The following is a 24,806-nucleotide window of genomic DNA, read 5'->3' on the forward strand; positions in this document are numbered from 1 at the left end:
GCCGCTTCGCGGCTTCACCCTCTCTGGCGCCTTCGGCAGGGAGGGGGACGGCACCCCGGGGCCGGCGGAGCCGGACCCTCGGTGCCCCTGGGGGAGGTTCCTTCGCATGTGGCGGATTGCGCTCCGGCGCGACCGGGAGGCGTGTCTCTGCGGTCAATACACCAGGTGGGCCCGGGCCTGGCAGTTGAGGGTTCTCAGGTTCACGTCGATTTCACCCAGCCGCAGTCCGAGCACGTCGCGCAGCAGGGGGGTGAGCACATTGGTGCCCACCGCATCGAGCACCGGGCGCAGCACCTGCAGCAGGTAGCTGGTGAGTGAGGTGATGGCGTTGGGCACGGTCTCGCCACCGGCCGACGAGTTGCCATCAAGGCTGCTGGCGATGCCGCTGACGCAGGCCGCGTCGTTGGAGCCGATGAGGGCGGTGCAACCGCCGATCAGCCCGCCGAGCACCGCGCCCAGGACATCGCCCAGGCTCGTGAGCAGCCCGCCCACCAGATTGCCCACGCCCGCCAACAGGCCCTGCACGTTCAGCGCCAGGGTGTTGTTGAGCAGTGCGAGCACCTCGCTGGTCAGGCCACCGAGGAAGTCGCCCAGGCCCGAGGTGCTGTTCTGCATCGCGGTTTGTATGGCGGTCAGCCGGTTGACACGGCAGGTCCGTGTCGTGCAGGCAGCGCCTTCGGCGTTCCACAGGTTCTGGGCCATGGCCTGGCGTTGCGACAGCGAGAGGGTCGGCCCCCGGTCCAGCGTTTCCACCAGGAGGGTGGCCAGCAAGGCGTTGGTGATGTTGCTGACCGTGGTGCCCAGCAGCAGGTCGTTGCCCACCGTGGCGGTTTCGCCGGCCGCCAGTGTCACGCTGCTTTGCTGGGGCAGGGCATCCAGGTCGAGATGGGTGCGCAGGCTCACGAGGTTCACACCGAGCAGTCCGATGCGCAGCAGGTCTTCGTCGGCCAGGTTCTGGTCGCAGCTCGCGCTGGTGGAGAAGATCTCGTTCTCCTGCGCCGGGTTCGCGCCCGGTCGGCCCACGCAGACCTTGACGATGGACGCGTCCACGGCGATCGCTGCGCGCTCGGTGCCGTTCGGGGCGCGCAGCGCGGGGGTGCACATCTGGGTGAGCGTGCCACGGCCGTTCACCACGTCCATCATGATGGGCAGCCTGACACGCGCGATGTGCCCGATCACCGGCAGGTTGCCGGTGTCGATCTCGGCCCAGGTGCGCAGCTGCGCCGTGTAGGCCGTGGCCCCCACACCGCCGATGGCGATCGAGGGGGGCTCGATCAGCACCGTTCTCGCACTCACCAGACTGGACAGGCTCAGGCCGGAGACGTTCACGGCATGGCGTTGCGTGGCCACACCAATGGACGAATGCAGCAGATCGAGTGCGTTCACGCCCACGTTGAGTGCGGAGGAGGCACTGGCGCCCGGTGCGACGATTTCGGCGAACAGACCCGATGGGCCGCTGGCGAGGCTGCCGAGCTGCACCTGCAGGTTCGGTGCGCCCACCCGTGTCACCACGGCGTTGAGCAGGGACACGTTGGACACCAGCAGGCTGTCCTGACCGGCGAGCGTCACGATGGCGTCGAGCAGCGTGCCCAGTTGCACGTTCTGTGCTGCGAGCAGGGTGTTGAGTTCGCCCACGCCGATGTCGGTGGCCACAGGAATGTTCAGCGCCTGCAGCAGCCCCGCCGGTGTGATCTGCAATTGGGCCAGGCCGTCGTAGCCCACCAGCGATGTGCCGGTGAGATCGAGACCGATGCCTTTGAGCATGTCGCCCAGCAGCGAACTGCCCGTGCGCAGCAGGGTGCTGCCCACGGAGAAGGAGGCCAGCGGGTCGGTGGCGGCGGCCACGGCCTCGGCCTGCAGGCTGCGCTGGCCGGGAAAGAACGCGAGCAGCGGAGGCGGTGTGCCCGAGATGACGACGTGCACCGCGTTGTAGGCGGTCTGGTCGGCCGCGAAGTTGCGTTCGGTGCCCTGGGCCGGATCCCAGCGGCCGCAGGTGGCCACCGTCGTGAACCCCGCGAGGTTCTGCGCGGCGTTGGCGAGCGTGGCGGCACGGGCCGCCGTGCAATCGGCCGGCTGCACCGCCGTGGCCCCCGCGACGGCCGCGAGGTCGGCGGTTTTCTGGAGCTCGCGCTTCACGACAAACAGGTAACCCAGCTCCGTGCCGATGAGTGCGATGATGATCAGGCTCAGGGCGATGGCCGTGTTGATGACGATGGAGCCGGACTGTCGTTGGCGCAGGGCGGACATGGGTCTGCTCCTAGAGCGCGGCGGTGGCGCGGCTGGTGAGCGTGGCGGGCATCCACTGGCTCGTGTCGAACATCGGCACCCAGGGCAGCAGGCGGCCCGCCGCGTACGGGTAGGTCACCGTGACGGTGAGGGTGGTCGTGGGCGTGGTGACGTCGATGTTCATGGTCTGCGCCAGCCAGGCACGCCGGTTGGCCGGTGTGTCGCTGTGGGCCAGCGGCACGATGATCGAACCGGCCAGCGAGTCCCACACCACGGTTTCGATGTGGCTGCGCGCGGTGGCGAGCTCGGGGCCGGTGGCGGTGCGCAACTGCGGGAACATCTGCACCGCGCGTGCGCCATCGGCGGCCGCGCGCGCCAGCGCCTGCTGGGTGTAGAGCACCAGGCCGAAGGTGGCGATGCCGTAGAACGCCAGCAGCAGGCCCAGCATCACGAAGGCGAACTCGATGGCGGCCACGCCGCGCTGGACGCCCTTCAGGGTGCGATTCACAGCCGGCTCCCATCGAGGAGCACATGCGCCTCGCCCACCAGCTCGTCCGGCAGCGCAAACGCCGGGAAGGGCGGCAACACGCGGTGCAGGTCGCTCAGCCGCACGGTGACGCTGACATGGCAGCGCTGCGCCCAGCTGGTGTCGCAGGCCAGCGTGCCGGCGGGTTGCAGGCAGTTGCCCGAACCGGTCTGGCAGATCGAAGGCAACGGAATGGTGAGCACCGCGTCGGCGGGCTTCCAGCCCAGCGAGCGCTGCTCGGCCACTTCCTGCGCCTTGAGCTGCCGCGCGGCCAGGCTGGTCTGATGACGCAACGCCGCGCGCGCACCGTCTTCGGCGGCGTTCTGCAACCCGAAGCGGAAAGTGAACACGATGCTGTAGCAGATGATCGAGTAGACCAGGCCGAAGAAGAGCAGGAAAGCCATGGCGTACTCGATGGCATAGACGCCGCGCTGCGAGCGACGGCGGCGGCACCGGTGGTACGGGGACATGGCCGTGGGCCTTACTTCTTCTGGCCCAGCCCCGAGTTGAACCAGGGTGGCACCGGTTGTTCGAAGCTCTTCAGATAGCGCTGGTGGCTGAGGTCGGCCACGCGCCCATCGATCGGCCGGGCGTAGGGAGATGCCTCGCGGCCTTCGCGCTGGCGCTGCAGCAGGCTGTGGGTGGCATCGCCCACGCGCACCTCTGGTTCAGCCGCCGGGGCCTGGGGTGTTTGCGGCGCGGCCGTGGCCTGGGCCCACAGCGCCGGAGCGGCGGTGAGCGCGGCCAGGAGAGGCAGGCAGTGGAACAGGCGCTTGTGTCGCGTTTTCATGGGGCCTCCTTGCGGGTGTGACAGCTCAGGTGTGACAGATCAGGGTGTGGCCAGTGCCGGGGGGCTGGTGAGCATGGAGCTCATCCGCAGGCCGGTGTGGATCGCAGGGCCGCTGGAGGCCTGGACCGGCGGGGCCAGTTCCAGCGCCAGTTGTTCGATGGCCTGGCGCGTGGCGCCATTGAATCGGGCTTCGTCCATCACCTGGCGCGCCTGATCGGTCTGGCCCTGCGTGAGCAGGTACAGCGCGAGGTTGCTGCGCACCTTGGGGTTGGCGGGCTGCAGCTGGGCAGCCTGCAGCACGGGCAGGCGGGCCGCGTCGAAGCGGCGCGCGCGCAGCAGGGCATAGCCGAGGTCGCTGAGCAGAAGGCCATCGGCCGGCAGCACCTGACGCGCCTTCTCGAACATCTCGGCGGCGCGCGCGTAGTCGTCGCTGGCGCCGGCGAGCAGGCCCAGCCCGCGGTAGGCCGAAGCGCGCTCGGGTGTGTCGAGCAGCTTCTGGTAGAGCGCTGCGCTGGCCGCCTGGTGCCCCGTCTGCCGCAGGGCATCGGCCCGCAGCAGGCGCGTCTCGTGGGTCACCCCCCAGCGTTGCTCGAGCGCGTCGATGTGCGCCAGCGAGGCGAACCACATGCCGCTGCCCTGCATCTGCCGGATCAGCGCGAGGTAGGTGGGCTGGTTGTCCAGACTGGGTTCGCGCGAGGCGGCCTGCGCGGCCTCGGCCTGGGCCGCATCGGGCAACGAGGCACAGGCGCCGAGCGCCAGGGCGCTGGCGGCGACAAGGAGTCGGCCGCAGGTGCGGCGCAGGGACAGAAGTTGGGCGGTGGTGTTCATCGTGCGGTCATGCTCCCGACGGAGCGGATGATGGCGAGGAAGCCGGGGCCCGCGGTGACGATCATCAGCGCGGGCAGGAGGGTGGTGACCATCACGACGGTCATCTTCACGGTGATCTTTCCGATGAGGGCTTTCATGCCCGCCTTGCGGTGCACACGCAGCCGCTCGCTGAACTGGCGGATGGGTTCCTGCACGGCGCCACCGTGCTTGTCCACCTGGTTGATCAGGGTGACGAAGTCCATGAGGTGCTGGTTGCCATGCAGGCTCGCCATCCGCTGGTAGGCGTGCTCGCGCGTGCGGCCCTGGCTGTACTGGCGGTTGGCCCGGGCCACCTCGGCGCCGATCACCGGCATCACATGCTGGAAGTCGTTGGCGATCACCTTCAGGCTCTGGTCCAGGCTCAAGCCCACACTTTGCAGCAGGCCCACCATGTCGACGAACAGCGGCAGTTCATGGCCCACCCGCTCGCACTGGCGACTGGCGCGGTGCCTGAGCCACCACTTGGGGGCCATGAATCCCAGGGCAAAACCGGCGGCCGACCAGAGGAGACCATTCGCTGTGTGGCCCCAGGCCAGGTGGATCAGCACCGGCAGGCCAAGCGCCAGCACGGCGCGCGAGATCAGCAGGCCGAGCTGGGTGCGGACGCTGGGCAGGCCGCACTGCTGGATGAGCTTCCGGTCTTCGTCGGCCACCAGCAGGCGTCCCACGCGGCTCTCCAGCCAATGGCTGGCGCGTTCGTTGTCGCGCACGAAGGCCAGTTCGTCGGGCAGGACATGGACCGGCGTGCCGTTCTCACCCAGCGCGCGCTGGATCACCTGGGTGGCGGCGTTGCGCTGCGCATGGCGGTGCAGCAGCAGGCCGGCCACGGTGGCCAGTGCCAATGCCAGCAGAAGCAGGGCCAGGATGGAGAGCTGCAAGGTGTTCATGCCGGTACTCCCTTGTCAGGACAGCCGTGCCAGCCGGTACAGCAGCAGGCCGCCGAATGCCTGCAGCGCGAGCGCGCCCACCACCATGACCTGGCCCGTCGGGTCGGTCCACATGCGGGCGAAGTAGTCGCCATTGGTGGTGACGATCGCGCCGCCGACCACGATGGGCAGCAGCCCGAGGATCCAGGCCGAAAGGCGCGTCTCGGACGACATGGCGACCAGTTCCTGGTCGGCTTCCTCGCGGTCCCGCATGAAGTGGGCCACGCGTTCAAGCAGCAGGTCGGACCGGCCGCCATAGCGCACGCCCAGACCGAGGATGGAGGCCAGCAGGAACAGCTCTTCGATGCGCACCTTGCGCGCCACCTGCAGCAGCGCCTGGTCGATGTCCATGCCCGCGCTCACCAGGCTTGAGGCGTTGTCCATGTGCGCGCGCAGCGGTGCCTTGGTGCCCGCCACGGCGGTCTGGAAGGCGGCCTGGGTGGAGTTGCCCATGACGATGAGGCGCACGATCACGTCCAGAAAGCCGGGCAACTGGCGGATGATCTGCCGCCGCATCGACTGCACGCGCAACCACACCGCGAACGCGCCTCCGATCAGCAGCATCAGCAGCAGCCCGAGCGCACTGACCGCGCCCGACAACAGCGCGGCGGCCCCCCCCGCGATGGCGATGGCCGCGCAGCCACCGATCAACGCGCCCGGCGACACGGCGCCCAGCAGCCAGCCCGGCAGGCGGATGGCCGGCTTGCGGGCGACGGCGCCGGCGGGCACCAGGGGCGGTGGTGCTCCGAAACGCAGCGAGCCGTGCGGCATGGGGTTGGACGGCTGCGGGTCGATCTTTTCGGCCAGCTGGCGCTGGGCCTCCAGGCGCCGCTGGCGGCGCACCGAGGCATCCCACAGCAGGAGGCCGGCAGCGGCAAGCAGCAGCGCCACGGCGAGGGAGATGAAGCTGCCTTCAGACATCGAGATGCCCCTTCGCCTGGGCCTGCAGGTTCTGCCGCAGGCGGGCGATCTTGGGCGAGTGCGGTGCCACGCCCATGGCAATCCAGCGGTCGCGTTCTTCGCCGTCGGGCAGCACCTGTGGCTCGTGGCGGAACAGCTCCTGCATGGCGACCACACTGTCGTTCAGGCCGGTCACCTCGCTGATGGAAAGGATGCGGCGCGAACCGTTGGGCAGGCGGCCGATCTGCACGATGAAGTCGACCGCGTTGGCGATCTGGCGGCGCAGGCTGAGCTCGCTGCCCTGGTAGCCGGCGAAACCCGCGAGCATTTCCAGCCGGTACAGGCACTCGCGCGGCGAGCTGGCGTGGATCGTGCCCATCGAGCCGTCGTGCCCGGTGTTCATGGCCTGCAGCATCTCGATGACCTCGCCGCCGCGCACCTCACCCACGATGATGCGGTCGGGGCGCATGCGCAGGCTGTTGCGCAGCAGGTCGCGGATCGCCACGTTGCCCGAACCGTCGTAGCCTCCGGGCCGGCTTTCCAGCCGCACCACATGCGAATGGTTGAGCGCAAGTTCGGCGGTGTCCTCGATGGTGACCACGCGTTCCGTGTCGGGCACGAAATTGGCGAGCGCATTGAGCAGCGAGGTCTTGCCCGAGCTGGTGCCGCCACTGACCAGGATGTTGCAGCGCGAGCGCACCGCCATCTCGAGCAGGTGGCCCATGGCCTGGTCGAACGTGCCCAGACGGAACAGGTCTTCGGGGCTGAGCGGGTCCTTGCGGAACTTGCGGATGGACACCGCCGGCCCGTTGATGACCAGGGGTTCGATGACCACGTTGATGCGTCCACCGTCGCTCAGCCGTGCGTCCACCATGGGGTTGGACTCATCCAGTCGGCGGCCGATGGGCGCGAGGATGCGCCGGATGATGCGCATCAGGTGCTCGTTGTCGGTGAAGTGCAGGTGCTCTCTCTGCAGCAGGCCGTGCCGCGACACGTACACCTGCTTGCTGCCGTTGATCAGGATGTCCTCCACGGCAGGGTCGTTGAGCAGGTCCTCGAGTGGCCCGAAGCCGGCGAACTCCTTGGTCAGCGCGTCGGCCAGCAATTGCGTTTCGCGGGCGTTGATCGGCACCCGGTGCAGGCGGACCTGGCTCTCGCATTCGAGGTTCACGAACTGCTGCACCGAGCTGCGCGACCACCGCCCGAATTCGGCACCGAGTTCCTCGATGCGGTTGAGTAGGTGTTCGTGGATGAAGGTCTTGACGGTCTGGAACTCGGCAGAGTTCAGGAAGACGTGCTGCGTGTCCGAGAATTCGACGTTGGTGGTCATGACCGTTTACCCCCGGTGAATCCACTTGTTCAGCATCTGGGCGATGCGCGGTGTGCGCAGCGGCTCCTCCCGGTCCGACGATGCGCTGCCATCGATCCACGGCACCAGCCCGCGCACCATCTGGCCCACCGCCTGCACGTAAGGGTCGTTGCGACCCGTGTGTGCCAGCAGCCGGCCCTGACAGGACGCCGCCAGCAGCGCGCTGGCCCGCGCGGGCAGCACGTGGGCCAGTGGCAGGCCGAGTTGGTTGGCGATGTCCAGCGCCGGCAGGTTCACGAACGGCTCGAACTTGTTGACCACCAGCGAGAGGTGCTGCATGTTGACGTCACGTTCGCGCAGCTCGCGCAGCAACGCGGCGGTGGACACGATGCCGCCGATGCTCTGGTCGCACACCACCCAGGCTTGGTCGGCGTTGCTGGCCAGCTGTGCCACGAAGTCGACGGTGGTGAAACCGCCCAGATCGGCGATCTGCACATCGAAGAAGTCTTTCAGGCGCTGGATGAGCGAGACGGACTCGGCATGCGAGATCTCGCGGATCTGCGCCAGACTCGACGGCAGCGGCAGCACGGCCGGTCCGCCAGCCTGTTGCGCCAGCGCGGTCTGCAACAGGGTGGCGTCCAGACGGTGCATGCTGTGCACGCCATCGACGAAGCTGAACTCGCTCTTGAGGCCGAGGTAGAGCAGGTCGTCGCGCGCGGGCAGGCCCAGGTCGAGCAGGGCAACGCCCTGGCGCTGCGGCGCGCGGCCCGGCACCCGGCTCAGGGTGATGGTACGTTGTGCCTGCAGCAGGGCGGCCAGGTTGCAGGCCAGTGTGCTCACGCCCAACCCGGCGCGCGCGCCCAGCAGCGCCAGCGTGCGGCCCTTGGCCTGCGGCGAGCGCAGCCCCTGGCGGCGCGCCATCAGGTCCTGCAGCACCGGCAGCACCTCGCTGGTCGGTCCGTCGAGGTCGAGGAAATCGTCCACGCCTGCGCGAAGCGCGGTGAGCGTGGTGTTGGTTTCGGTGGCGTGGCCGGTGCCGATCAGCAGCAGTTCGGGCCAGTCGCGCCGCAAGGCGGCGGCCAGGCGTGTGCTGCGCATCGCCTGTGCGCCGGAGAAGTCGAGGAATACGGAGCGCGGGTGCGCGGACGCGATGCGTTCGCCCAGCGCACCCTCGTCGAGCGCCACGGTGGTCACATGGCCAAGGTCGCCCAGCGCCGCATTCAGCCAGCCCGCGTGCTCGCCGTTGTCCGACGCGTAGAGGTAGACGTTGTGGCCCTGGGCGCTGGCTTGAAGTGGTGGGGGCATCTTGGTCATGGCGTTGGGTCGATGTTCATCGGGAGAAGCCGGGCAGGGCGTCATCGGCGCCGTTGCCGACCAGGAAGCTGCGCCAGAACGCGGGGTCGCGCTGCTCGCCCGCGCCTGGCAGCGCGGCGTTCACCTGTGTGCCCTGGGCCAGCGGCTTCACGAGATGGGGAGTCACCACGATCACCAGTTCCCGCTCGTTCTGCTGGAAATCCTGACGCTTGAACACCGTGCCCAGCACCGGCAGGTCGCCCAGCATGGGCACCTTGTCCACGCTGGAGGTGGTGGTGCGACTCACCAGGCCACCGATCACGAAGCTTTCGCCATCGCCGAGTTCCACCGTGGTGTCCGCGCGGCGGGTGGTGAGCGCGGGCACGGCCACGCCGTTGAGCGTCACGGCGTTGGTGTAGTCCAGGTCGCTGGCCTCGGGCGCCACCTTGAGCACGATGCGCTGGTTGGACAGCACGGTGGGCGACACCGTCAGCCCGATGCCGAACGGCTTGTATTCGATGCTGGTGGTGCCCAGCCCCTGCGCGATCGGTACCGGAATCTCTCCGCCGGCGAGGAAGTTGGCACTCTGCCCCGAGAGGGCGACCAGCGTGGGCTCGGCCAGCACGCGAGCCAGGCCATTGCCTTCGAGCAGCCCGAGATTGATGCCGATGTTGGCCTTGCCGAAGCTCATCAGCAGACCGAAGGCCTGCGCAAGTGGCGAGGTGGCCTCACCCTTGATGACCCCGTTGGGCTCGAAGGTCGACGAATTCAGCGAGCTGGGCGAGAACACGCCGAAGCTGAAGCCATGCCGGTTGGGCGCGGTGCTGAAGATGTTCAGGCCGGCTTGCTTGAGCACGCGCTTGTTGAACTCCACGATCCGCACTTCCACCTGCACGCTGTGGCTCTTCACGTCGATGGTGGAGCGGTCGGCCAGCGGGGCCTTGTCGGGCTGCGTGGCCAGCGCAGACTCGCGCGCCAGCTGGTGTTCCGTGACCGAGGGAAAACTGCCCTGCAGTACCGCGCCGCCACGCTGCACGTCGATGTTGTAGGTGGTGGCGGTGTCGCTGCCGCGTTCCCATACCAGCATCGACGTGGTGCCTGGCGCCTTGGCCGTGACGATGAGCCGGGCCGCCGGTGCCCCCGAGGCACCGCGCGACTTGCGCGTGACCATGACCGAGGCCACCTGCTCGTTGGCGATGGCAATGCGGTCCACGCCCTTGTCGATCACCAGTTCGTGCTGCGTGCCCGCCGCCAGGCTGAGCTGCTGCGCGGCACGGGATGGGGCCGTGAGGGTGCCAGCGGGTTGCGCGAACAGGCCCCCGGAAGATGCCGTCATCAACAAGCCCGCCAGCAGCACCAGACGAGGCCAGCGCGACGGCGTTTGTGCAGGGGTCCGTGCGGGGTGCGAAGTGGGCTTGGACATGGCGGGGCACCTGGTGGTTGTGGCGCGTGGGCTCAGTAGCGCACGGTGTCGCGGCGGTCGCCGCGGATGATCTCGACCTCATGGCCGGCGGGGAGGGCGGCGGCCAGCACCGGGCGGGCCGCCACGCTGATGGGGGGTGGCCGGCGGTGGCTGGACGCGCTGCCACCGGCCGCCAGGTCCTGCGTGGTCAGGCCGGCTTGCGCGCGATCGATGGGGGCCACGGGCGCGCCGCGCGGCTGCAGGGCGGTCTGCAGTTCGCTGAACAGCGAAGGATCCGGCTCGGTGGTGTCGTTCGGATGGCGCAGGGCCAGCAGCAGGCGGCCATGGGCTTCGCCCAGCGCCAGGCGGTTCACGTCTTCCACGCGCACCGCCAGCACCGCGGTGCGCGCCGGCTGGTTGCTGTTGGGTTGGGCTCGCTGGCTGCCCCGGCCTTCGGCGCTGGCGGGCATGCCGTCCACCGACGCGCTGCCGAACGCCAGCACGCGCATGCGCGAGAGCAGCAGGCGGGACTGGCTGCGTTCCACATCCTTGCCGTCGGCCTTGAGGGCAAAGAAAACGTCCACGAAATCGCCCGGGCGCACGTTGTTGCCCACGCCCATGACTTCGTCGGCCTTCACCGCGACAGCGCGCTCGCCGACCTCGAGCCGCATGGACAGACCCGAAACGAGCTGGTTCTCGAGCAGCGGAGCACCGACGCCCAGATCGAAGACCGGCACACGGCCCACCACTTCGGACACCGCCATGAAGGCGCCGCCGGGGTTGATGGTGAGTTGCGCCACCCGCAGGGCACTGGCGTCAATGGCCTGTCCGGCGGGCAGGGGCCTGGTGGCCACGACCACGGGAAAGGTGGCTTCGGCGGCCGCAGGCTGGGCGTGCGGCTGCGGTGTGGCCACCGGTGGGGGAGGCTGGCGGCTGAGCAGCCAGGCGTAGCCGATCAGCAGAAGGGCCAGCAACACCAGGACGGCAGCGATGATTTTGGAGAAGCGGATCATGGCGTTGTGGGATGTGAAGGGTGGATCGGTGTCGCAATGGCTCAGGTGCCCAGGCCAGACGCCATGAAGGCGATCGTCGCGACGGCGAGGTAGGCGGCCAGGGGGATCGGGCGGGGCCGTCGGCCATGGTCTCCTGGCCGGCCGGACAACGCCAGGGCCAGGCGGGGTGCGACGTGCCAGCGTTGCAGCACGAGCCAGAGCAGGCCATGCAGCCCGGCCAGCAGGCTGGCAACCACCCAGATGGGCAGCAGCGGTTGCATGCCCACCCACAGGCCGAGGGCGCCCGCGAACTTCACGTCGCCCGCGCCCATGAGCCCGAAGGCATAGAAACAGAGCAGGCCGCCGAAAGCGACAGCACCCCCCAGCAAAACCTCGGGCCCGCGCAGTCCGAACGGTTGCAGATCGAGCGCCACGGCCAGCAGCGCCAGTGCGGCACCGGTCAGCACAAAGCCGTTGCGTACCCGGCGCTCACGGCCGTCCTGGACGATGGCCGCGAGCAACCAGATGAGCAGGGCCAGCTTCATGGCGGTAGCCGGGAGGCGGGCTCAGGGCGTGGTCGCGCCGGTGGTCGCGACGGTCTTCACGTGATCGAAGATTTCGATCAGCGTGCCGCGGACGCCTGCGTCGCTGTTGAAGACGGCCAGCAGGATGACGGCCATCAGGCCGGCAATGATCCCGTACTCGATGGCGGTGGCGCCTTCTTCGTCGCGGAGGAAGCGGGTGATGCGTGCGTTCATGGAGAGCTCCTTGAGAAAACCTGACAAAAAAACGAGAACTTTGGATGGACTGTCATCGGGGTCATATAGGCCCCGATGTATTCACTTTTCTGGCGCCCTGGGTGCCAGCGTATTACCGTTGTTGAAATCAATTAGTCCCTTGGACCTCATCGTCGGCCGGTAAATCAGCGATGACCAATGCGTCTTTTCGATAATTCAACCTCCTATTGACTGTGTGCCAAGGTATTACGTTCTGGATGGCCGATCCAGCTTTCCCTACACCGTTTTCCGAGAATTCATTACATCTTCCAACCATCTTCACAAGTCTTGTGTATGTGCTTGTGTTGAAAGGACTTTATGGTGGCGTTCCCTGGGTATGAAGGCTATCGGCATGGCGTCCTGATAATGAAGGAAAGAGGGCTATTTGGACCGTCCAGTAATTGGCTTTGGCGTTTCATGGTGTGAGATTTGTCGCGTCGAATTCGCCTTTCGATGCGTGACTCTGAAAATTGACCGTCCGGTCTGAATTTTTCCTGCAGCAGTTGGTAATCACACCCGGCCATCTAATGCACTTATTTGTATTTGCCGGGGACCGAAGCTGTTGTCCTGGGTAGGGCCGGAGCAGGGGGTGAAGCGGTCATCGGGTTAACCCGGGGGGGCGACGCGCGTCAGAGCTCTAGAATTACACGTAATTACCGGTGATTACAGGATGCGACTGGTGCTCAACTCTCTGCATGACGAAGTGGCTGCGAAGCTTCGTGACCGCATCTTCTCGGGCGATCTCGCGCCGGGCAGCTTCGTCGACGAACCCGCGCTGTGCGCCGAGCTGGCCATCTCGCGCACTCCCCTGCGCGAAGCGCTGAAGGTGCTCACGGCCGAAGGTCTGCTGCGCCACGAGCCACGGCGGGGCTGTTTCGTCAGCGAGGTCACGGAGCGCGATCTGGACGACATCTTTCCCGTCATCGCCCTGCTGGAAGGGCGCTGCGCCTTCGAGGCCGCCAACAACGTGACGGATGCCGACCTCGTCGCCCTCGAGCAACTGCACGACCGGCTCAACCGCAGCGCCCGCGCGAGCCGCATCAACGAGTACTACGAAGCCAACTTCGCCATCCACGAAGCCATCATCACGCTGGCCAACAACCGCTGGCTGGCGCAGGTGATCGGCGACCTGCGCAAGATCGTCAAGCTTGCGCGCCTGCAGCAGCTGCATGCGCCAGGCCGGCTGGACCAGAGCCTGTCCGAACACATGGCGGTTTTCGCCGCGCTCAAGGCGCGCGATGCCGAGGGCGCCGAAGCCGCCATGCGCACCCATCTCACGCGGCAGCGCGTGGCCTTGCGAGAACTCGCGCGCAATCAGAAATCGAGGCTGTCCGCATGAACGCGGGCCGCTCCCCACCGTCTTGCGCCGCGCTGTGCGGCATGGAGGTTTTGCGATGACCCCCCCGGATTGGCTTGCACAAGGTGTTTCGATGCTGCGGCCGGCAGCCAGAAGCACCGGCCCGCGTTCCACGCAGGAGCGGCTCAAGGCCACGCTGCGGCTGGACGAGGAGGCCATGTCGCCGCGCATGCTGCGGCAGACCCTGAAAGACCTGCAGGCCATCGTCGACCCGATGGTGAGTGAGGTGGAAGGCGGGCGCCGTGCGCAGGCCATGATGGACTGGTACGCCACGGCCTCGATGCCGCACCGCCGCGACCTGTGGCTGCTCATGAGCGAGCGTTTCGTGGCCGACCCTCAGCACGTGAAGAAAGCCCAGGCCCAGTTCGCCGCGGCCGTGGGCACACCCGATGAAGCCGCGGCCGAGGTGCTGTACCGCCGTGCCACCGTCTCGCCCCGGCGGCGCCTGCTGCAACGCTTCAGCGCCAACCTCGATGGCGTGCGCTTCCTGGTGGACATGCGGGCCGAACTGCAGCCGCAGCTCAAGTCCGACAAGCGCCTGCTCGCGCTCGACGTGGAGATGGAATACATGTTCTCCACCTGGTTCGACGTGGGCTTTCTCGACCTGCGCCGCATCACCTGGGACTCGCCGGCTTCGCTGGTGGAGAAGCTCATCAAGTACGAGGCGGTGCACGACATCCGCAGCTGGGCCGACGTGAAGAACCGCCTCGACAGCGACCGGCGCTGCTACGGCTTCTTCCACCCGCGCCTGCCGGAGGAACCATTGATCTTCGTGGAGGTGGCGCTGATGAATGAGATCGCCGACAGCATCACACCGCTGCTGGACGAGTCGGCCGCCCCGGCCGACCTGGGCTCGGCGACCACCGCCATCTTCTATTCCATCAGCAACACGCAGACCGGCCTGAAGGGCGTGAGTTTCGGGGACTCGCTGATCAAGCGCGTGGTGGAGACGCTCAAGCAGGAGTTCCCGCGCCTCAAGACCTTTGCCACGCTGTCGCCCATTCCAGGGCTGCGCGCCTGGCTCTCGAAGAACGCGCCTGCCGACATGCTCAAGGTGTGGGAACAGGTGAACGAGCTCGACGAGGAATCGGAAGGCCGGCGCGCCCTCATGGGCTGGGCAGCGCGCTATCTGGGCGACGAACTGCACGACGGCAAGCCACTGGATCCGGTGGCACGTTTCCACCTCGGCAACGGTGCGCGGGTCGAACGGCTCAACTGGGCGGCCGATCCATCGGCCAAGGGACAGAAGCAGTCCTACGGCCTGATGGTGAATTACCTCTACGATCTCAAGCGCCTGGACAAGCACCGCGCCTCGCTCGCGCAGGGAAAAATCCCGATAGCAGCGGCCATCAAGGACCACTACCTTTGAGGCCGCCATTTCAACCACAAGGAGACAACAGCATGACTGAGAGCCTGAACAGACGAGACATCCTGCGCGCGGCGATGGCCGGCACCGCCCTCTACACCACGGCGGGGTACGCCCAGTCGACCTGGCCCACCAAGCCCGTGACGATGATCGTGCCCTTCCCGGCGGGTGGTGGCACGGACGCCTTTGCACGGCCCATGGCGGCGCAGTTCGCCCGTCTGTCAGGCAAGAGCCTGGTGATCGACAACCGGGGCGGCGCGGGCGGTACGCTGGGCGCGGGCATCGCGGCCAAGGCCGCCCCCGATGGTTACACCCTGTTCATGGGCGCCGTGCACCACGCCATTGCGCCCAGCATGTACCCCAAGCTCGACTACGACCTGGAGAAGGACATGGTCCCGCTGATCCTGGTGGCCAGTGTGCCGCAAGTGGTGGTGGTGAACCCCAAGCGGGTGACCTCCGCCAACTTCCAGGAATTCCTGGCCATGGCCAGGGCCAACCCGGGCAAGCTCAATTACGCATCGGCCGGCAGCGGTACCTCGCACCACCTGGCGGGCGAGCTGTTCAAGCAGCAGACAAAGACCTTCATCACCCACATTCCCTATCGGGGTGCCGGCCCGGCGCTGAACGACCTCATCGCAGGCCAGGTGGACGTGATGTTCGATGGCCTGGGCTCTTCCGCTGGCCATATCAAGGGTGGCCGCATCAAGCCGCTGCTGGTCTCGGGCAACAAGCGCAGCCTCGCCTTGCCCGACGTGCCCTGCGCCGCCGAGATGGGTCTGCCGGACTACAACGTCACCACCTGGTACGGTGTGTGGGCGCCCAGGGGCACGCCCGCCGGCGACCAGGCACGCGCCATCGAGGAGATCCGCAAGGCCGTGACCTCGGACGAGGCCAAGGCCGTGTGGGCCGCGCAGGGGGCCGAGTTCGCCAACATCAGTGGTCCTCAGTTCGAGGCCTTCGTCAAGGGCGAGATCCAGAAGTGGGCGCAGGTGGTCAAGGCTTCGGGGGCCAAACTCGAATGACAGGACGTGTGCACCTGGCCATCGATCACACGCTGGCGCGGGTGACGCTGTCCCATCCGGGCAAGTTCAACGCCATGTCGCATGCGATGTGGCGCGAGCTCAAGACCGTGTTCGACGGGCTGCAGGCCCGCCCGGACCTGCGCTGTGTGATCGTGGCGGGCGAGGGCGGTCACTTCTGCGCCGGAGGTGACATTGCCGAGTACCCGGGCTTCCGTTTCGATGCCGCTCAACTGCGCGCGTTCCACGAGGACGAGGTGTGGGGTGGCCTGAACGCCATGCTCGCGTGCGACCTGCCGGTGGTTGCGCAGATCGACGGCAACTGCATGGGCGCGGGCGTGGAGATCGCGGCCTGCTGCGACATCCGCGTGGCCGGTGACAGCGCGCGCCTGGGGGCCCCCATCGCCCGCCTCGGTTTTCCCATGGCCCCGCGCGAGGCCCGGCTGGTGGCGCGCGAGCTGGGCCTGGCCACGGCGCGTGCCATGCTGCTCGAAGCCGCCGTGTTCGATGCCGCCGACATGAAGGCGCGCGGTTTCCTGCACTCGGTGTTGCCCGATGCCGAGGTGGCCACCGACGTGCTGGCGCGCGCGCAGCGCATCACCCGCCTGGCGCCGCAGGCCGCGCGCATGAACAAGCAGACCCTGCGCGCACTGGCCGACGGCCATGCGGTGGAGCCGCTGTTGGACCAGGCCTACCATTACGCGGACAGTGCCGAACACCGTGAGGGCATCGCCGCTTTTCTCGCCAAGCGCCCGCCCGCTTTCTGATTTCCTTCGTTCCGTTCCAGCACCATGAACAACCACAACCTGTATGCCGCCTTGCGCGCGGCCTTTCCCGCCGACCTGGACAGCACTGCCGTGGAAACCGTCGGCGGCGCGACGGCCGGCCTGCGCTACAGCTGGCGCGACCTCGAACGCGCCAGCGCCATGATGGCCAACCTGCTCGACTCGATGAAGCTGCCCGAGGGCTCGCGCATCGCGGTGCAGGTGGAGAAGTCGGTCGAAGCGCTGGTGCTGTACCTCGCCACCTTGCGCGCCGGCCATGTGTTCCTGCCGCTCAACACGGCCTACCAGGCGGGCGAGATCGAGTACTTCATCGGCAACGCCGAACCCGCCGTGGTGGTCTGCAGCCCGGCCAATTTCGGCTGGGTGTCCAAGATCGCCTTCAAGGCCGGCACACGCCATGTGTTCACCCTGGGCGACGACCGCACCGGCAGCCTGCTGGAGCGGGCCGCGCACCACAGCGACGTGCACACGCCGGTGCAGAGCATGGCGGGCGATCTGGGCGTGATCATCTACACCAGCGGCACCACCGGCCGCAGCAAGGGCGCGATGCTCTCGCACGGCAACATGCTGAGCAACGCCCGTGTGCTGCGCGAGTACTGGGGCTGGCAGCCAAATGACGTATTGATCCACGCGCTGCCCATCTTCCACGTGCATGGGCTGTTCGTGGCCATCCACGGCGCGCTGATCAACGGCAGCCCGATGCTGTGGCTCAACAAGTTCGAACCGCGCGCGGTGGTGGAACTGTTTCCCCGCGCCACGGTGTTCATGGGCGTGCCCACGCTGTACACGCGCCTGCTCGCCGAACCCGGTCTCACGAAGCAGCAGGTGGCACGCATGCGCCTGTTCGTGTCGGGCTCGGCACCCTTGCTCATCGAGACGTTCGATGAATGGAAGCAACGCACGGGGCACACCATCCTCGAGCGCTACGGCATGAGCGAGACGGTGATGATCACCTCCAACCCCTACGCGGCGGACGCACGTTTCGGCGGCGCGAGCGAGCGGCGCGGCGGCACGGTGGGGTTTCCCTTGCCGGGCAACGAGTTGCGGGTGGTGGACGATGCCAACCAGCCGGTGCCAGTGGGCGAGATCGGTGCAATCCAGGTGCGGGGGCCGAACGTGTTCAAGGGCTACTGGCGCATGCCCGAGAAGACGGCCGAGGAGTTCACGGCCGACGGCTTCTTCAAGACCGGCGATGTGGGCCGCGTCGACGACCGCGGCTATGTGAGCATCGTCGGCCGCAGCAAGGACCTGATCATTTCGGGTGGCTACAACGTGTACCCGGCGGAGGTGGAGGGGTACATCAACGAGATGGCAGGCGTGGCGGAAAGTGCGCTGGTGGGCGTGCCGCACCCGGACTTCGGCGAGGTGGGAGTGGCGGTGGTGATCGCGAAGCCGGGCGCTTCCGTGAATGCGGATGAGATCGTGTCGGGGTTGAAGGCGCGGCTGGCAAACTTCAAGATTCCGAAGCGGTGTTTCGTGGTGGACGAGTTGCCGCGCAACACCATGGGCAAGGTGCAGAAGAACCTCTTGCGGGATCGGTACAAGGGCTTGTTTGCGTCTTGATTCATTGAGTTTCTGAGGGAGCGGCTCGCGGTGACCGGGGTGGCCGGCTCCGCGGCTGTCCCCCGAACCGGCTGCGCCGGTTCTCCTCCTTTTATGCCGCTGCGCCGGCCACCCCGGTCACCGCCAGCCTATGGGCACCTGGACTGTTGGGGCACCTGCATTTCTTTGGAGGACGGGGCGGCGGGGCTCTGCGCAGCGACATAAAAGGAGGAGGGCTGGCGCAGCCGGCCCGGGGGACAGTCGCGGAGCAGAGCCCCGCCGTCCCGTCCTCCCGCGAGGTCTCAGCGCGAAATCCCTAAGCCATCACCTCAACACCAGCACAGGAATGTGCGAATGCGTCAGCACCTGCTGCGTCTCGCTGCCCAGCAACAACCGCTTGATGCCCCGGCGCCCGTGCGACGCCATCACGATCAGATCGCACTTGTTGCGCTTGGCCGCCGCGATGATCGCCTCGGCCACCAGATCGGACTTCACCGTCACCGGCTTCACCTTCACCTCGCGCAACTGGCCCGCCGATTTGACCGCGTTCACCGCGACCAGCGCCTCCTCCTGCCAACTCTTCTCGATGCGCGCCACCTCGGCCGCCGCCAGCGCCACGCCCCCCTCGAAATAGGTTTGCGGGTAGCGGGGAATCACCTTCAATGCCACCACCTCGGCGCCCGTCAGGTCCGCCAGATTGATGCCGTGTTCCACCGCCTGTTGCGACAGTTTCGAGCCATCGGTGGCCACCAGAATTCGCTTGTACATCTGCATCTCCTTGTTGGTTGAACCCGGAAGCCTCAGGGTAACAAAGCAGAGGCATTCGTGCTTGACCTATGTCAAGGGCAGCGAACACCGCCTGGAATACGCTCAATGCCATGAACCCGGCCGCCACTGCGCTCCCGGCACATGGCGTGCCTGCCCCCCTGGCGCCTGCTCCGTCACCCGTGGCGGGCGGGGTGGATGCGCGCGCCGACTGGATCGGCCAGCACCGTGGACTGCTCACCGTCACCGACGACTTCACCGTGCTCGATGACCCGGTGGAGCAGGAGGTCTTCACGCACCGCCTGGCCCAGGGCGGTGAATCCGGCGAAGTCGAATCGGTGCTGATGGTGCAGGGCATGTATTGCGCCGCCTGTGCCGACACGGTGGAGTCCGTGCTGCAGGGGCGCCCCGGCGTGGCACGCGCCCAGGTGCACGCCGCGACACGGCGGCTCACCCTGCGCTGGGACCGCAACCAGGCCCGCCTGTCTGATCTGGCCCGCGCGCTCGGCGAAGCCGGCTACCGCGTGCTGCCGCTGCAACAGGCCCTGTCGATCAGCGAGCGCCTGCGCGAAACCCGGCAGGCCTTGTGGCGCCTCTTCGTGGCCGGTTTCTGCATGATGCAGGTGATGATGTATGCGTGGCCCGCGTACGTCACCCAGCCGGGCGACATCCCGGCCGATATCGAGCAGTTGCTGCGCTGGGCGAGCTGGGTGATCAGCCTGCCCGTGGTGTTCTTTGCCAGTGGTCCCTTCTTTGCCAGCGCCTGGCGCGACCTGAAACGCGGGCGCGTGGGCATGGACACACCCGTGTCCATCGGCATCCTCGTGACCTTCCTCGCCAGCTCGGCCGCCACCTTCGACCCCAGCGGTCCCTGGGGCGCCGAGGTCTGGTTCGACTCGCTCACCATGTTCGTGTTCTTCCTGCTGGGCGGGCGCTACCTCGAGCACAAGGCGCGCGACCGAACAGCCGGCGCGCTCGATGGGCTGATGAACCGCCTGCCCGAGGTGTGCGACCGGCAGAAGCCCGAAGGCGGTTACGAATCGGTTTCGCTGCGCCGTCTGAAGGCGGGCGACACGGTGCGCGTGCAGGCCGGTCAGGCTTTTCCCGCCGATGGCACGCTGCTCGAAGGGCGCGCCTCGGTGGACGAAGCCCTGCTCACGGGCGAGTCGCACCCGGTGTCGATTGAGGCCGGGCAGGGCGTGGTGGCCGGCAGCTACAACCTGGGCGGGCCGGTGCGTGTGCGCATCGACCGCGTGGGCGCGGACACCCGCTTCGCGCAGATCGTGCAGCTGATGGAGCGCGCCTCGACCGAGAAGCCCCGGCTGGCGATCCTGGCCGATCGCGTGGCCGCGCCGTTCCTCGTGCTCGTGCTGCTCGCGGCCGCTGCGTCGGGTATCTACTGGTGGCAGATCGACCACACGCAGGCCCTCGCGGTGGCGGTGGCGGTGCTGATCGTCACCTGTCCCTGTGCGCTGTCGCTGGCCACGCCAGCCGCCATGCTGGCTTCGGCGGGCGCACTCGCGCGCCGGGGTGTGCTGGTGCGCCGGCTGCAGGCCTTCGAGGTGCTGGCCGGGATTGACGCCGTGGTGTTCGACAAGACCGGCACACTCACCCACGACCGGCTCACCCTGCGCGACGTCAGGCTGCGGGACGGCCTGAGCCGTGGCGCGGCGCTGGCCTTGGCGGGTGCGCTGGCCGAAGGCTCGCTGCATCCCGTGTCGCGGGCCATTGCGCGCGAGGCGAATGCCTGTACCGTGGACCTCGCGCCGTTGGCCGGGCACACCGAGCAGGCGGGGCAGGGCATGCAGGCGCTGCGTCCGGACGGTGGCTGGGTGCGTCTGGGGTCGGCGGAGTTCTGCGGCATCGACACCGTGCAGGCAGCGCGAGAGGGCGCTCCGGTGGTGCACCTGAGCGATGCCCAGGGCTGGCTTGCCACCTTCGAACTGCAGGAGGGGCTGCGCACCGACGCCGTGGCCACGGTGGCGGCGCTGCGTTCCATGGGCGTGCGCACCTGGCTGCTGTCGGGCGACCGCGAGGCCGCGGCACGAGAGGTGGCGCGGGTGGTGGGTGTGGACCATGTCATTGCCCATGCCTCCCCGGAGCAGAAGCTGGCCGAGATCCAGGCGCTGCAGGCCCGGGGCCTGAAAGTGGCGATGGTGGGCGACGGCCTGAACGATGGCCCGGTGCTCGCCCGTGCCGACACGTCCTTCGCACTCGGGCATGCGGCGCCGCTGGCCCAGTCGCAGTCGGACTTCATCGTGCAGGGCGGCAAGGTCATGGACGTCGTGCGCACGCTGCAGCAGGCGCGCGCCACGTTGCGCACCGTGCGGCAGAACCTCGCCTGGGCCGCGGCCTACAACGTGGTGAGCGTGCCGCTGGCGCTGGTCGGCCTCATGCCACCCTGGCTCGCGGGTGCGGGCATGGCCGCCAGTTCGCTGCTGGTGATCGGCAACGCCTTGCGCCTGGCGCGCCAGTGAAGGTCTGCGATGGACATCCTCTACCTCCTCATCCCGCTCTCGGTTCTGCTCGTGTTCGGCATCATCGGCGTGTTCTGGTGGGCCTTGCAGGCCGGGCAGTTCGACAACATCGAACGCGAAGGCGAGCGCATCCTCAAGGGTGATTGAGGTTGCGCTTGACGTAGGTCAAGGCAGAAAAGGAACTCCCTGCGCACACTGCATGCAGTGACATTGGCAAGGAGTTTCTGTATGTCCGTGACCAACAAGACCAGCCCGTCGGCGGTCTACAACGACACCGTGGTTCGGCAGTTCGCCATCATGACGGTGATCTGGGGCGTGGTAGGGATGCTCGTGGGCGTGATCATCGCGGCCCAGCTCACCTGGCCCGCCCTCAACCTGGGCATCGAGTGGCTGTCCTACGGCCGCCTTCGACCGCTGCACACCAACGCGGTGATCTTCGCATTCGGCGGTTGCGGCCTGTTCGCCGCCAGCTACTACGTGGTGCAGCGCACCTGCCAGGTCCGCCTGTTCGCCGGCAAGCTCGCCGCCTTCACCTTCTGGGGCTGGCAGGCCGTGATCCTGCTGGCGGTGGTCTCGCTGCCGATGGGCATGACCTCCGGCAAGGAATACGCCGAACTGGAGTGGCCGATCGACATCCTGATCACGCTGGTGTGGGTGGCTTACGCCATCGTGTTCTTCGGCACCATCGGCATGCGCAAGGTGCGCCACATCTATGTGGCCAACTGGTTCTTCGGTGCCTTCATCCTCGCGGTGGCGGTGCTGCACCTCGTCAACAGCGCAGCGGTGCCGGTCGATCTCTTCAAGAGCTACTCGGCCTATGCCGGTGTGCAGGACGCGATGGTGCAGTGGTGGTACGGCCACAACGCCGTGGGCTTCTTCCTCACCGCCGGCTTCCTCGGGATGATGTATTACTTCATCCCCAAGCAGGCCGAGCGCCCGGTGTATTCGTATCGCCTGTCGATCGTGCACTTCTGGGCGCTGATCTTCACCTACATGTGGGCCGGCCCGCACCACCTGCACTACACCGCGCTGCCGGACTGGACGCAGTCGGTCGGCATGGTGTTCTCGCTCATCCTGCTGGCGCCCAGCTGGGGCGGCATGATCAACGGCATCATGACCCTCTCGGGTGCATGGCACAAGCTGCGTGACGACCCGATCCTGCGCTTCCTGATCGTCTCGCTCTCGTTCTACGGCATGTCGACCTTCGAAGGTCCGATGATGTCGATCAAGACGGTGAACGCGCTCTCGCACTACACCGACTGGACAGTGGGCCACGTGCACTCCGGCGCCCTCGGCTGGGTGGGCCTGGTGACGATGGGCTCCATGTACTACCTGATCCCGCGCCTGTACGGCCAGAAGAAGATGTACTCGGTGCCCGCCATCGAACTGCACTTCTGGATCGCCACGCTGGGCATCGTGCTCTACATCGCCGCGATGTGGATCGCCGGTGTGATGCAGGGCCTGATGTGGCGCGCCGTGAACCCCGACGGCAGCCTGACCTACACCTTCGTCGAGTCGGTCAAGGCCACGTTCCCGTTCTACGTCATCCGGCTGCTCGGCGGCGTGCTGTACCTGGCCGGCATGGGCGTGATGCTGTGGAACACGGTGATGACCGCGCGCAGTGGCCGCGTGGAAGACGTCCGCATTCCCGTTCTCAACCCCGCCCACGCCTGAGGAGCCACCACCATGGCCGACAACAACAAGCCCCAGGGTTTCACCCACGAGCGGATCGAGACCAACAACTTCCTGATGATCGTGCTCATCGTTCTGGTGATCGCGGTCGGTGGTCTGGTCGAGATCGTTCCGCTGTTCTTCCAGAAGTCCACCACGCAGCCGGTGGAAGGCCTCAAGCCGTACAGCGCGTTGCAGATCGCCGGGCGCGACGTGTACGTGCGCGAAGGTTGCTACAACTGCCACTCACAGATGATCCGCCCCTTCCAGGCCGAGACGCTGCGCTACGGCCATTACTCGGTGGCGGGCGAGTTCGTGTACGACCGTCCCTTCCAGTGGGGCAGCAAGCGCACGGGCCCCGATCTCGCCCGCGTCGGTGGCCGCTACAGCGACGAGTGGCACCGCATCCACCTGAACAACCCGCGCGATGTCGTGCCCGAGTCCAACATGCCGGCCTACGCGTGGCTGGAGAAGAAGACCGTGAACGACGCCGGCCTGCCCAAGCGCATGGAAGTGCTGCGCACGCTGGGCGCGCCGTACACGGACGAAGAAATCGCCGCCTCCAGGGCCGAGGTGAAGGGCAAGACCGAAATGGAAGCCCTGATCGCCTACCTGCAGGTGCTGGGCACCGCCATCAAGTAAGCGCCAGGAGAAAACCCATGGACCTCAACGACCTGCGCAGCGCCGTGACCGTGATCAGCCTGATGACCTTCCTGGGCATCGTGGGCTGGGCCTGGGCCCGGCGCAACCAATCCCGCTTCGACGAGGCAGCCATGCTGCCGTTCCAGGACGAAGCCCCCAACGACAGCACGAAAGAACCGTCATGAGCGACTTCACCAGCGAATTCTGGTCCTGGTATGTGGCCGGGCTGACCGTGGTCAGCATCCTGGCCTGCCTGATTCTGCTCTGGGTCAGCGGCACCACCAAGGTCAAGGCCTCGGCCGACAACACCACCGGCCACGTGTGGGACGGCGATCTGCAGGAGATGAACAACCCGCTGCCGAAATGGTGGGTCTACCTGTTCATCATCACCGTGCTGTTCTCGCTGGCCTACGGCCTGCTGTACCCGACCTTCGGCAAATACCCCGGCCTGCTCGGCTGGACGTCTGGCGGGCAGCACAAGGCCGAGGTGGCGAAGGTCGAGAAGGCCATCGCACCGATCTACGAGCAGTTCGCCAGCAAGACGCCGCCCCAGCTGGCGGACGATGCCCCGGCCATGGCCATCGGCGAACGCCTGTTCATGAACAACTGCGCGCAGTGCCACGGCTCGGACGCGCGGGGCGCCAAGGGCTTTCCCAACCTCACCGACCGCGACTGGCTCTGGGGCGGCGATCCGGATGCGATCAAGACCACCATCACCAACGGCCGCACCGGCGTGATGCCGCCGATGGCCGCGGCCGTCGGCACGCCCGACGACGTGCGCAACGTCGCTCACTATGTGCTCAGCCTCTCGGGCAGCCCGCACGACTCGGTGCGCGCCGCGCTCGGCCGCAGCAAGTTCGGCGCCTGCGCGGCCTGCCACGGCATGGACGGCAAGGGCAACACCGCCATGGGCGCACCCAACCTGAGCGACAACACCTGGCTGCATGGCTGGGGCGAAGAGGCCGTGGTGCGCGCCGTCACCAAGGGCTTCAACAACCAGATGCCCGCGCAGGCCGGCAAGCTCAACGCGGACCAGATCCACGTGTTGACCGCCTACGTCTGGGGCTTGTCGAAAAAGCCAGGCTCAGCGAATTGATCCCCGAACCTTCGATCACACCGTGACCACCGCCACCGGCAAACCCAGAACCACCATTCCCATCGTCCCCGCAGAGGAC

General features: G+C 67.4%; 25 protein-coding genes. 11 read left to right on the forward strand and 14 right to left on the reverse strand.

What is annotated here, in order from left to right:
• Positions 1–153 precede the first annotated feature (153 nt).
• Genes J2X09_RS23935 through J2X09_RS23995 form a run of 13 tightly spaced genes read right to left on the reverse strand, consistent with a single transcriptional unit; the run spans position 154 to position 11,989 of the window.
• A complete protein-coding gene (locus J2X09_RS23935) occupies positions 154–2,247 on the reverse strand; it encodes a TadG family pilus assembly protein (RefSeq protein WP_204735324.1) in 2,094 nt (697 codons plus the stop codon).
• Positions 2,248–2,257: 10 nt separating this feature from the next.
• Positions 2,258–2,734 (reverse strand): TadE/TadG family type IV pilus assembly protein, encoded by a 477-nt coding sequence (locus tag J2X09_RS23940; protein WP_204735325.1) that lies wholly within the window; start codon positions 2,732–2,734, stop codon positions 2,258–2,260.
• Complete coding sequence (locus tag J2X09_RS23945) at positions 2,731–3,222, reverse strand: TadE/TadG family type IV pilus assembly protein (protein WP_204735326.1); 492 nt, start codon at positions 3,220–3,222, stop codon at positions 2,731–2,733. Before J2X09_RS23945 ends, J2X09_RS23940 begins: the two co-directional genes overlap by 4 nt.
• Positions 3,223–3,233: 11 nt before the next feature.
• Positions 3,234–3,542 (reverse strand): DUF3613 domain-containing protein, encoded by a 309-nt coding sequence (locus J2X09_RS23950; protein WP_204735327.1) that lies wholly within the window; start codon positions 3,540–3,542, stop codon positions 3,234–3,236.
• A 39-nt stretch (positions 3,543–3,581) separates the two neighbouring features.
• Positions 3,582–4,370 carry a tetratricopeptide repeat protein gene (locus tag J2X09_RS23955; protein ID WP_204735328.1) on the reverse strand — a complete coding sequence of 263 codons (789 nt, stop codon included), beginning with the start codon at positions 4,368–4,370 and terminating at the stop codon, positions 3,582–3,584.
• Positions 4,367–5,296 carry a type II secretion system F family protein gene (locus J2X09_RS23960; protein ID WP_204735329.1) on the reverse strand — a complete coding sequence of 310 codons (930 nt, stop codon included), beginning with the start codon at positions 5,294–5,296 and terminating at the stop codon, positions 4,367–4,369. The genes J2X09_RS23955 and J2X09_RS23960 overlap by 4 nt, the downstream gene beginning before the upstream one ends.
• 15 nt (positions 5,297–5,311) lie before the next feature.
• The gene (locus tag J2X09_RS23965) at positions 5,312–6,256 is read right to left on the reverse strand and encodes a type II secretion system F family protein (RefSeq protein ID WP_204735330.1); all 945 of its coding nucleotides are present in this window, start codon (positions 6,254–6,256) and stop codon (positions 5,312–5,314) included.
• Complete coding sequence (locus J2X09_RS23970; RefSeq protein WP_204735331.1) at positions 6,249–7,565, reverse strand: TadA family conjugal transfer-associated ATPase; 1,317 nt, start codon at positions 7,563–7,565, stop codon at positions 6,249–6,251. Before J2X09_RS23970 ends, J2X09_RS23965 begins: the two co-directional genes overlap by 8 nt.
• Positions 7,566–7,571: 6 nt before the next feature.
• Positions 7,572–8,858, reverse strand: a complete 1,287-nt coding sequence (locus J2X09_RS23975; RefSeq protein ID WP_204735332.1) for a CpaE/TadZ family protein — start codon at positions 8,856–8,858, stop codon at positions 7,572–7,574.
• 16 nt (positions 8,859–8,874) lie between these two features.
• Positions 8,875–10,260 carry a type II and III secretion system protein family protein gene (locus tag J2X09_RS23980; protein WP_204735333.1) on the reverse strand — a complete coding sequence of 462 codons (1,386 nt, stop codon included), beginning with the start codon at positions 10,258–10,260 and terminating at the stop codon, positions 8,875–8,877.
• Positions 10,261–10,292: 32 nt separating this feature from the next.
• Positions 10,293–11,252 (reverse strand): Flp pilus assembly protein CpaB, encoded by a 960-nt coding sequence (cpaB, locus tag J2X09_RS23985; RefSeq protein ID WP_204735334.1) that lies wholly within the window; start codon positions 11,250–11,252, stop codon positions 10,293–10,295.
• 41 nt (positions 11,253–11,293) lie between these two features.
• Entirely contained in the window at positions 11,294–11,776 is a 483-nt protein-coding gene (locus tag J2X09_RS23990; protein WP_204735335.1) for an A24 family peptidase, read from the reverse strand.
• 21 nt (positions 11,777–11,797) lie between these two features.
• Positions 11,798–11,989 carry a Flp family type IVb pilin gene (locus tag J2X09_RS23995; protein ID WP_204735336.1) on the reverse strand — a complete coding sequence of 64 codons (192 nt, stop codon included), beginning with the start codon at positions 11,987–11,989 and terminating at the stop codon, positions 11,798–11,800.
• Positions 11,990–12,677: 688 nt separating this feature from the next.
• Here J2X09_RS23995 and J2X09_RS24000 point away from each other — a divergent pair.
• From J2X09_RS24000 to J2X09_RS24020, 5 genes are read left to right on the forward strand one after another with little or no spacing between them, the layout of a single operon-like run.
• Positions 12,678–13,346: a GntR family transcriptional regulator gene (locus J2X09_RS24000; RefSeq protein WP_204735337.1), complete on the forward strand. Its 669-nt coding sequence runs from the start codon at positions 12,678–12,680 to the stop codon at positions 13,344–13,346.
• A gap of 55 nt (positions 13,347–13,401) precedes the next feature.
• A complete protein-coding gene (locus J2X09_RS24005; RefSeq protein ID WP_204735338.1) occupies positions 13,402–14,733 on the forward strand; it encodes a malonyl-CoA decarboxylase domain-containing protein in 1,332 nt (443 codons plus the stop codon).
• Between the two features lie 32 nt (positions 14,734–14,765).
• The gene (locus tag J2X09_RS24010) at positions 14,766–15,752 is read left to right on the forward strand and encodes a Bug family tripartite tricarboxylate transporter substrate binding protein (protein ID WP_204735339.1); all 987 of its coding nucleotides are present in this window, start codon (positions 14,766–14,768) and stop codon (positions 15,750–15,752) included.
• Positions 15,749–16,516: an enoyl-CoA hydratase/isomerase family protein gene (locus J2X09_RS24015; protein WP_204735340.1), complete on the forward strand. Its 768-nt coding sequence runs from the start codon at positions 15,749–15,751 to the stop codon at positions 16,514–16,516. The genes J2X09_RS24010 and J2X09_RS24015 overlap by 4 nt, the downstream gene beginning before the upstream one ends.
• 24 nt (positions 16,517–16,540) lie before the next feature.
• Positions 16,541–18,097, forward strand: coding sequence for a malonate--CoA ligase (locus J2X09_RS24020; RefSeq protein ID WP_204735341.1), 1,557 nt, complete (start codon positions 16,541–16,543; stop codon positions 18,095–18,097).
• A gap of 303 nt (positions 18,098–18,400) precedes the next feature.
• On the opposite strand, the gene J2X09_RS24025 is transcribed toward J2X09_RS24020, so the two are convergent.
• Complete coding sequence (locus J2X09_RS24025; protein ID WP_204735342.1) at positions 18,401–18,844, reverse strand: universal stress protein; 444 nt, start codon at positions 18,842–18,844, stop codon at positions 18,401–18,403.
• Between the two features lie 110 nt (positions 18,845–18,954).
• Between J2X09_RS24025 and J2X09_RS24030 the strand changes: the two genes are divergently transcribed.
• The 6 genes from J2X09_RS24030 to ccoP all read left to right on the forward strand — a co-directional run bounded on the left by J2X09_RS24030 (position 18,955) and on the right by ccoP (position 24,727).
• On the forward strand, positions 18,955–21,318 hold the full coding sequence (locus J2X09_RS24030; protein WP_204735343.1) for a heavy metal translocating P-type ATPase: 2,364 nt from the start codon (positions 18,955–18,957) through the stop codon (positions 21,316–21,318).
• Between the two features lie 9 nt (positions 21,319–21,327).
• The gene (ccoS, locus tag J2X09_RS24035) at positions 21,328–21,465 is read left to right on the forward strand and encodes a cbb3-type cytochrome oxidase assembly protein CcoS (RefSeq protein ID WP_204735344.1); all 138 of its coding nucleotides are present in this window, start codon (positions 21,328–21,330) and stop codon (positions 21,463–21,465) included.
• A gap of 81 nt (positions 21,466–21,546) precedes the next feature.
• Positions 21,547–22,992: a cytochrome-c oxidase, cbb3-type subunit I gene (gene ccoN, locus J2X09_RS24040; RefSeq protein WP_204735345.1), complete on the forward strand. Its 1,446-nt coding sequence runs from the start codon at positions 21,547–21,549 to the stop codon at positions 22,990–22,992.
• Between the two features lie 12 nt (positions 22,993–23,004).
• Positions 23,005–23,631 carry a cytochrome-c oxidase, cbb3-type subunit II gene (gene ccoO, locus J2X09_RS24045; RefSeq protein ID WP_204735346.1) on the forward strand — a complete coding sequence of 209 codons (627 nt, stop codon included), beginning with the start codon at positions 23,005–23,007 and terminating at the stop codon, positions 23,629–23,631.
• A 17-nt stretch (positions 23,632–23,648) separates the two neighbouring features.
• The gene (locus J2X09_RS24050; protein WP_204735347.1) at positions 23,649–23,816 is read left to right on the forward strand and encodes a cbb3-type cytochrome oxidase subunit 3; all 168 of its coding nucleotides are present in this window, start codon (positions 23,649–23,651) and stop codon (positions 23,814–23,816) included.
• On the forward strand, positions 23,813–24,727 hold the full coding sequence (gene ccoP / locus J2X09_RS24055) for a cytochrome-c oxidase, cbb3-type subunit III (RefSeq protein WP_204735348.1): 915 nt from the start codon (positions 23,813–23,815) through the stop codon (positions 24,725–24,727). The genes J2X09_RS24050 and ccoP overlap by 4 nt, the downstream gene beginning before the upstream one ends.
• Positions 24,728–24,806 lie beyond the last annotated feature (79 nt).

Source organism: Hydrogenophaga laconesensis, from assembly GCF_031457235.1.
Taxonomy (GTDB): domain Bacteria; phylum Pseudomonadota; class Gammaproteobacteria; order Burkholderiales; family Burkholderiaceae_C; genus Hydrogenophaga; species Hydrogenophaga laconesensis.